6 protein-coding genes are annotated in these 7,169 nt (G+C 50.1%); 2 read left to right on the plus strand and 4 right to left on the minus strand.

The features are described 5' to 3' along the window. Positions 1 to 510, plus strand: a 510-nt coding sequence (locus AAF564_24795; GenBank protein ID MEM8488787.1) for a DMT family transporter, incomplete at its 5' end; no start/stop codon positions are given. 88 nt (positions 511 to 598) lie between these two features. Continuing rightward, positions 599 to 1,375, plus strand: a complete 777-nt coding sequence (locus tag AAF564_24800; protein ID MEM8488788.1) for a hypothetical protein — start codon at positions 599 to 601, stop codon at positions 1,373 to 1,375. 12 nt (positions 1,376 to 1,387) lie between these two features. Here the strand turns inward: AAF564_24800 and AAF564_24805 are convergent, their stop codons facing one another. From AAF564_24805 to AAF564_24820, 4 genes are all read right to left on the minus strand, one after another. Further along, positions 1,388 to 2,443: an NAD(P)/FAD-dependent oxidoreductase gene (locus AAF564_24805; GenBank protein MEM8488789.1), complete on the minus strand. Its 1,056-nt coding sequence runs from the start codon at positions 2,441 to 2,443 to the stop codon at positions 1,388 to 1,390. A gap of 118 nt (positions 2,444 to 2,561) precedes the next feature. Then, the gene (locus AAF564_24810) at positions 2,562 to 5,621 is read right to left on the minus strand and encodes an SMC family ATPase (protein ID MEM8488790.1); all 3,060 of its coding nucleotides are present in this window, start codon (positions 5,619 to 5,621) and stop codon (positions 2,562 to 2,564) included. A gap of 122 nt (positions 5,622 to 5,743) precedes the next feature. Next, positions 5,744 to 6,310, minus strand: a complete 567-nt coding sequence (locus tag AAF564_24815; protein ID MEM8488791.1) for a CvpA family protein — start codon at positions 6,308 to 6,310, stop codon at positions 5,744 to 5,746. Between the two features lie 282 nt (positions 6,311 to 6,592). Continuing rightward, entirely contained in the window at positions 6,593 to 6,874 is a 282-nt protein-coding gene (locus AAF564_24820; protein ID MEM8488792.1) for a hypothetical protein, read from the minus strand. Between the last annotated feature and the right edge of the window lie 295 nt (positions 6,875 to 7,169).

Below are 7,169 nucleotides of genomic sequence, written 5' to 3' on the forward strand. Positions count from 1 at the left end.
AGCGGTAAAACCATCAGCCTTTCCGGCAGCTACTTCGCAGGTAACTTGTTTACGCTTGTTGCAGCGATGATGTGGGGCTCTTATACCGCATTCAGCCGGCCTGTCACCAGTAAAATTGACCCGATGATACTGATCATCGCAGGATTGCTCTTTGCGTTTCCGTTAAATTTAGGTATTGCAATCCCGTATTTCGAACAAATTGACTGGTCGATTGTAACCTTTTCCGTCTGGGCAGCGATCCTCTATTCGGGCGGCCTTTCCACAGGTATCGCGGTTGCTATCTGGATTATAGTAGTAAAACGTGTAGGTGCAACCCATACCGCCGTATTTGGCAATCTCGTCCCACTTGTTGCTTTGATTGGTGGCTACCTGCTGCTTGGAGAATCCATTACCCTCTTGCAAATAATTGGAGGCGGATTAATTCTGGGCGGCTTGTTGATTATGCGAAGAGACAGAACAGGTGACAGCAAAAGCAACACAGAAAGTAACACAGAAAACGAGGCTGATTGATTGCTCCTTCCTTCAAACCACAACGTGTGCTGCAGTGCATATGCCCTCCGGGTTTAGCTTGAAATATTTTTATAGATTTTTTTCTTTGATGGGTGCCCTGCTGGTCCTTTTATTTCCGCAGCAACGGGCAGCAGCGCAGATTGCCGGCTCCATTCCTGACCTTGCCATCGAAGTTTCTCCGCGGTTTTTCTACGACTATGATAACGAGGGTTATTATGGCCAGTTGATGTATTCGCGTATTGCCTCCTCATTACAGATCGATCCGGACTCAAAAGGTACAGGGCTCGCGCGTACAGCCATCCTTGCTGCCGGCGCGCGGTCAGCAGACCTCAAGACCTATGACTTCCGCTGGCGCGTAGGCGTCATCGATATGGATCTTGTGCGCACCCCACTCAGCATGGGACTTACCCTCATCGATTACGACAAATCAGGCTTCCTCGACCTGGATGTTCGCTGGGTGAACCTCAGGCTTGGCCCGTCGATCTACATTGGCAACGAACGCTCCTTTTTTGCACTAAGGGCTGTAGGCGTTGGCGGGCTAACAACAATTAGAATGGGCGACTTTGCCTACGACGGACTTGGCGCGCTTGAAGACTTGAATACAAAGAAGCGTAGCTATGAAGTTGGATACCTGGGCGAAGTGCGTGTGTTGTTGGCAAACCTCGTTTCCCTTCAATCGACCTTTCAATACCGCAACCAGCTGGGCGGCCTGCGTCCAAATATTTACCAACTGCGCGGCTACCTCGGCTTCCGGATCACCGAAGGGTTTTCTTTGATGGCCACATTTCTTGCTGAAGAGTCATCGGTGGGCAGTTCAACCATTCGCAGAAAAGGCGTTGGCCTGTACATTGGCCTCGTGTATTAGGGCTACCAAAAACTAAAGATGGGCCAACACCTGTGATGCTGCATGCCGGGCTGCGCGTACAGCGCCATCCATGTAACCGGCATACATCGATGCAGTCTCAGCGCCACTCACAATTAAACGCCTCTCATAAAGTGGCTGCCTGAGCAAAGGATGGCCATTGTTTTGGTGTGGCATTAATTCAGGCCCCGTTGCCACGCGAGCAAACGGATCATTCCCCCACAATATATCCCCATATTCCAACACCTCTTTTGCTTCAGCGCCAAAGTACATTGACAGTTGCTGCAGTACTGCATCTCTGCGAGCGTTTGGCGATAGCGCATATACTTGTGGGCCCAGGAAGCCTTTCAGCGCAAAACTTGTTTCATCATCGCTCGCGTGATCATACATTTCCGGGATAATACCGCCATGGCCAAATGCCATCCCGGAAAACCCTTTATCTCGCCAGAACGGATGTTTATATGCAACATAAAACTTGGCGGCATTACCCATCCAGGTTTGCGTGTTTGTCGCAACATCAAACCATTGTTTTGGTGGACCTGGTGACAAAGCCACGGTGTGCGCCAACATTCTGGGAGGCAACGTAGATACAACCAGGTCGGCTTCCACCATTGCACCCGCGCTGGTGTAAAGCGCACACCCTTTTTCTCCAAAGGTTATCGACGCTACTGGAGTTGAAAGTTGTATATCGATGCCATCTATAGCACCGGCTAACGCCTGTATCAGGGTGCTGCTTCCCCCTTTTATCCGGAAACTCGCGGGCTCGCTTTCTGGCACTTGAAATTGCTCCGCTGTTCCGTCAAACGCGGAAGCAAGGAGGCTTGTACCTGAGACGTGCTGGGCAAAATCCCCAATATTTAACTCAGCCAATAACGCCGCCAAATGGGTATGGGATTTAGTAAACCAGGTAGCGCCGGCTTCTGCCCGCGTATTGCCGGCCAGCAGTTTTGTCCATATGCGCCCACCGAGTCGGTCGCGGCCTTCAAGTATTGAAATCTTTACCGGATGTGACTGCAAGAGGTACGCAGTTGTAAGGCCGGACAGCCCTCCCCCAAGAATGACAACATGCATGCGGCAGATTATTTTGTTTTTTTGAGGCGAGGCTTAGGCTTGCTCTGAAAGATAAAAGCTATAGAGAGATCCTTCGTAGTCGCTCAGGATACGGCCTTGTTCTTTTGAGGGACAAAGCCTAATTCTGCATGACAGTAAACCGTGAACCTTCTACAGGATGTTTGACGACTTCAATGCGAACAGGGAATGCCTCTTTGAGGCGGTCCAGGTGGGTAATCACCAGGATTTTGTCAAAGTCTTCCTGAATGACCTGCAAGGCCTCGATGAGATTCTGGATACCTTCTTCATCCTGCGTACCAAAGCCTTCGTCGATCCCCAGCGTTCGGATGCGCACGCCACTCCGTTCAGCTAACATTTGGGAAAGCGCAATCCGAAGCGCAAAGTTTACCCGAAAAGCCTCACCACCAGAGAAGGTTTCATAAGGGCGTGGTACCCCTTGTTCATCCGTGATAATGATTTCCAGCGTTTCTTTTGTGCCACCGGACTTCTTGTCGCGCAGCGTTTCGAGTCCAACGCGCATCTTGCCGTCAGCCAAGCGGTTTAACAAATCATTGGCGCGGTCTTCTAATTCCGGCAGAGCCTGTTCGATGATTAGAGAAGGTATGCCTTGTTTGCTGAAGGCCTGACGTAGCTTGCTGTACAGGTTTTCTTCTCGCTTCAGTTCTTTACTACGTGACCGCCCAGCAGCACGCGCGCTTCTGTCTTCTTTGGCCTGCGACAATTTTGCCTGAAGCTCACCAGAATGCACCTGTAGTGCCCGCACTGCCTGTTCAGCGTTTTGCCGTTGCAACTTCATGCTTCCCAGCTGCGTCTCAAATTCAGTTTTTCGGGCCAACTGCTCCTGCAATTCAGCAAACTGGGTGCGGCTTGCAGCTTCTTGTGTATCAAGTTCGGTTACCTGGGTCATAATTTTGGCTTTTTGCGCCTGCCAATCCACCAGGTTTTGACGTGCATGCAGCAGGTCTTTGAATGCGTTGGGTGCTTCTTCAAGCGTTTTGATTTGCCGGCGCACCGCCTCAAACCTGTCGGGGTTGAAGCCGGCTTCTTTTAACCGTGCCTCAAGCGATTCCGTCTCCTCTTTCAACGCTGCAATATCTGCCCCATGGGCAAGCTTTTCTCGCGCTTGTATAATCTGTTTCTGCAAGCCGGCTATTTTTTCAACCAACACTTCCTTGCGGCCTTCAGCGAGCAATACTGCCCGTAGTTGCTCTTCATACCGCTCTACCTGGTTTGCACTGAATCGATCAGCCTCCAGGTCACCCAATCCTCCTTGTTGGGCCTCGAATTCTTGCTGCAATCGCGCCAGCTTTTCAATTTCATCAACAGCAAAACTGCGAGAATCCAGCTGCGCCTGGGAGGCTCCAACTTTTTGCTCCAGTGCAAGACGTTCTTCATTTTGGGCAGCTAATGAGGCCAACTTCTGCTCCGTAGCGGCAAGTTTCTCGCCGCTCCCCTCCAAAGCATCCAATTGAGTTCGAACCTCGCGAAAAGTCTCTCGCATGGCTGTCCGCTCATGCTTGTGCTGTGTAATGGTGGCTTCATTTGCTGACATTCGGTTTTGAAGCGTTGTGATTTGGCCCTTCAGCTCACCGGCAACTTCTTCGCGATGGGATGCGGTCAGGCTTGTACCACACGTTGGGCATTTAGAGGTAGCCAGGTCTTCGAGCGCAGCCAGTTGTTTTTCTATGCGCGCAGACTCCGTTACCAGGATGCCCAACTCACCTTCCAGCGACTTGATCGACTCACCCAATTGCTGCCCGTCTTTTGTAATTACCTCCACGCTTGCTAGCAGTGTTTTTTGTTTATCAAGTGACGAGGTCAGCCGCTCTTTTTCTGCAGTCAGTTGCTTTAATTCATCAGTGCCGCCTTGCAATGTAGCCAGCCGATCTTTCATACCCTGCAATTGCCCAACAACCAATTCGCGCTTTCCGGCGATTGCTTTTTCGAGATTGTTGATCTGTTCTTTACGCGCATCTTGCTGCACGAGCACTTCCTGCTTTGCGCCAACCCGCGCCTGCGCTGCTTTTGCTTTTTGCAACGCTTCCTCAAATTTCGGCTTCTCTTCCAGTTGCCGCTCAATTTCGGTTAACTGGTGCTGCTCTTTTTTCAAGTCGAGTTCGATGTGGCGGATTTTCTGCTCCATATCAAGTTGGAGCTGCTGCAAAGCCTGCTTCTTTTGCGCGATCATACGCTCGATGCCGCGGTACACCTCGCGGCTTGAATCCAATTGTTCACGCTCCTCTACAAGGCTGTTGAAGGTCTTGTATTGTAACTCGATATCTTCCGTTTTTGCAGTCAGTGTGTTTGCGCGGGTAATTTTCTCTTCCAACTGCACCCGTTCTTGCTCGATGGAATTTTTTTGCGCTACATACCTTTTAATAGCAGCCTCAAGATTTGCTGCTGCAACAGCCTGCGCCTCCAAAGCGCCCAATTGCTCAACCAGCGCTGCCTCCTCGGTTGCCATGCCATCCAGCGCAGCTTGCTTTTCAGACAGTTCTTCGGCAACAGTAGCAGCCTGTGTTTTCCATTCTTCCTCTGGTTCAAGCGCGGTAGTAAGCCGTTCTATTTCACGCTGGATTACGTCCAGTTCTCCTTTCAGCTTGCGCTGCTGATCACGCGCCATCAACGCGAGCCGGTCGTACTTGCCAAGGTTGAGGATGCGGCCAAGAATTTCCTTTCGCTCGTTGGGCTTCTTCTTCGTAAACTCGTCCGAACGCCCCTGCAGCAGAAATGCAGAATTGATAAAGGTGTTGTAATCCAGCCCGAGGATTTCATCCAGTGCGTGCTCTGTTTCACGGATACTGGACCGCGTGATGGGCCGGCCCTCTGCTGTTTCAGTGTCCAGTACCTGCAATTCCATCGTGGCCTTGCTGGTTTTGCCGGTTGCCGATCGCTGGTACGCTCGCATCACGCGATACCGCACCCCTTCCACATCAAAAACAAGCTCTACTTGCATCCGGCGGGAGCCGATCCGCAACAGCTCTTCATCGGGCTTATGCCCCCCACTCGATTTACGCCCCTGCCCCCAGAGCACCCATGTAATTGCATCCAGCAGCGCTGACTTCCCCTGCCCGTTTTTGCCAGAGAGGCAAGCAACGTGGAACTGAGAGAAATCTAGCGTCTGCGAATCTTCGCCGTAGCTGAGAAAATTGGAAAGTTTGAGTTCAACGGGGACCATGAACGATCAGACGATATCAAAAAGTCAGTCGACGACATGCATGCCAATGCATGGGCACCTAACCTATGCATGTAAAGCAACAATTATTGTACAGCCTTTCGGTCGCATCTATTCGCCAGTACTTAATTCTCTTCCGGAGGTGCCTGCTCTGTTTCTTCCTGCTTGGCATCGTCGATTAGGGAATCCGCAGCATCTTCAGCGGCTTCTTTCATTTTAGGAAGCCGGCCAGTTACAAACTCCCAGGTCGCCGGCATAATAGGGTACACCGTGTTGTAAAAAACTGACGCTTCGCGGGTTTCCTTGTTTGGAATCCCTACATAACCGCCAAGAAACAGCACCAGGCTCACCATGAGCGAAGCTTTGAACACACCAATGCCGCCGCCAAGAATTTTGTCCAGGGCACCCAGTTTAATCGTTTCCAGAAATTTCTCCAGCATCCGTGCAAGGCCATAGGCAAGCCCCTGGATGATGAGGAAAATCACAGCAAACCCAACAATAGGGGCCAGCGACTCAGAGATGCCTATGCCTTCAGCAATGCGCCGGCCGAGACCATCAGACGTACGGGCAGCAACAATGAAAGCCAGAAAAATGCCTGTAAAACTGAGCACCTGACGAATACCACCCGTCATGATGCCGCGCACCAGGCCTATTAAAACTACAACAAGAATTATCAGATCAATCGTATGCATACAAACACTAGGGCTCCATACGGGTCGTTACAGTAAAAATTTAAAGGCATTGAAAAACAATGCTTGCAATTGCTGCCTAAGTTAAAGCACGTACCCGTTATCACCAAACCTGTTTGGAAACCAGCCGGCAGATCCGCCGGGATTGTAGATAAATTCTTCAAGCGTGCATAATTAAAGGGCATAAAAAAACCTGACCTCCGAGGGGAAGTCAGATTCTTGTACAATTCAGCAGGCATCGCCACCATTGTGGTGTATGCCCAAAATCTGAAATAAGGTAGTTATCTATTTATCAAACAGGGAAGACACAAATGCCGTCACATTGGAAGAGATTTTGCCTTCCAGTTTGTCGTACTCTGCGTAAAAGGAACGGTAGAAACGTTCAATCACTTTCTCCTTCTTCCTGTTCTCTATGGCTTCTTCAACAGCTTTGCCAGTGAGGCCATCAAGCGATTCGGGATAACGAACGTATTGCTCGATTGCAAAATCATTGACTTTCCCATTGATGATGCTGGAGACACCATTCAGCGATGTATGCAGAGGAAACTCTAAATTCGAACTTGTCATATAGCACTTAAAATCTGCCCCTAAATGAGCAAAAAGACTAAGGTCGGTGGTAAGAAAAGCTCACCCTAAGAAAACATAATAGAGGTAGCTTACTGTGAATTAACAAAGATTTATGGTAAATAGCCGGGAGGGTTTGTGCTCATCCGGGTGGTTACGCATTGGTCCAAGACAAACTGTGCACGCGCATGCGTGTACATGAGACAGGCCAATGATACAGCTTGTGGTATATAGCTGTAACCTGTAACCAATTTGTAGTCGCCTCAGGAATGCGATATTACAAGAACACTGCTCTCAG

This window comes from Bacteroidota bacterium (assembly GCA_039111535.1).
Taxonomy (GTDB): Bacteria; Bacteroidota; Rhodothermia; order Rhodothermales; family JAHQVL01; genus JBCCIM01.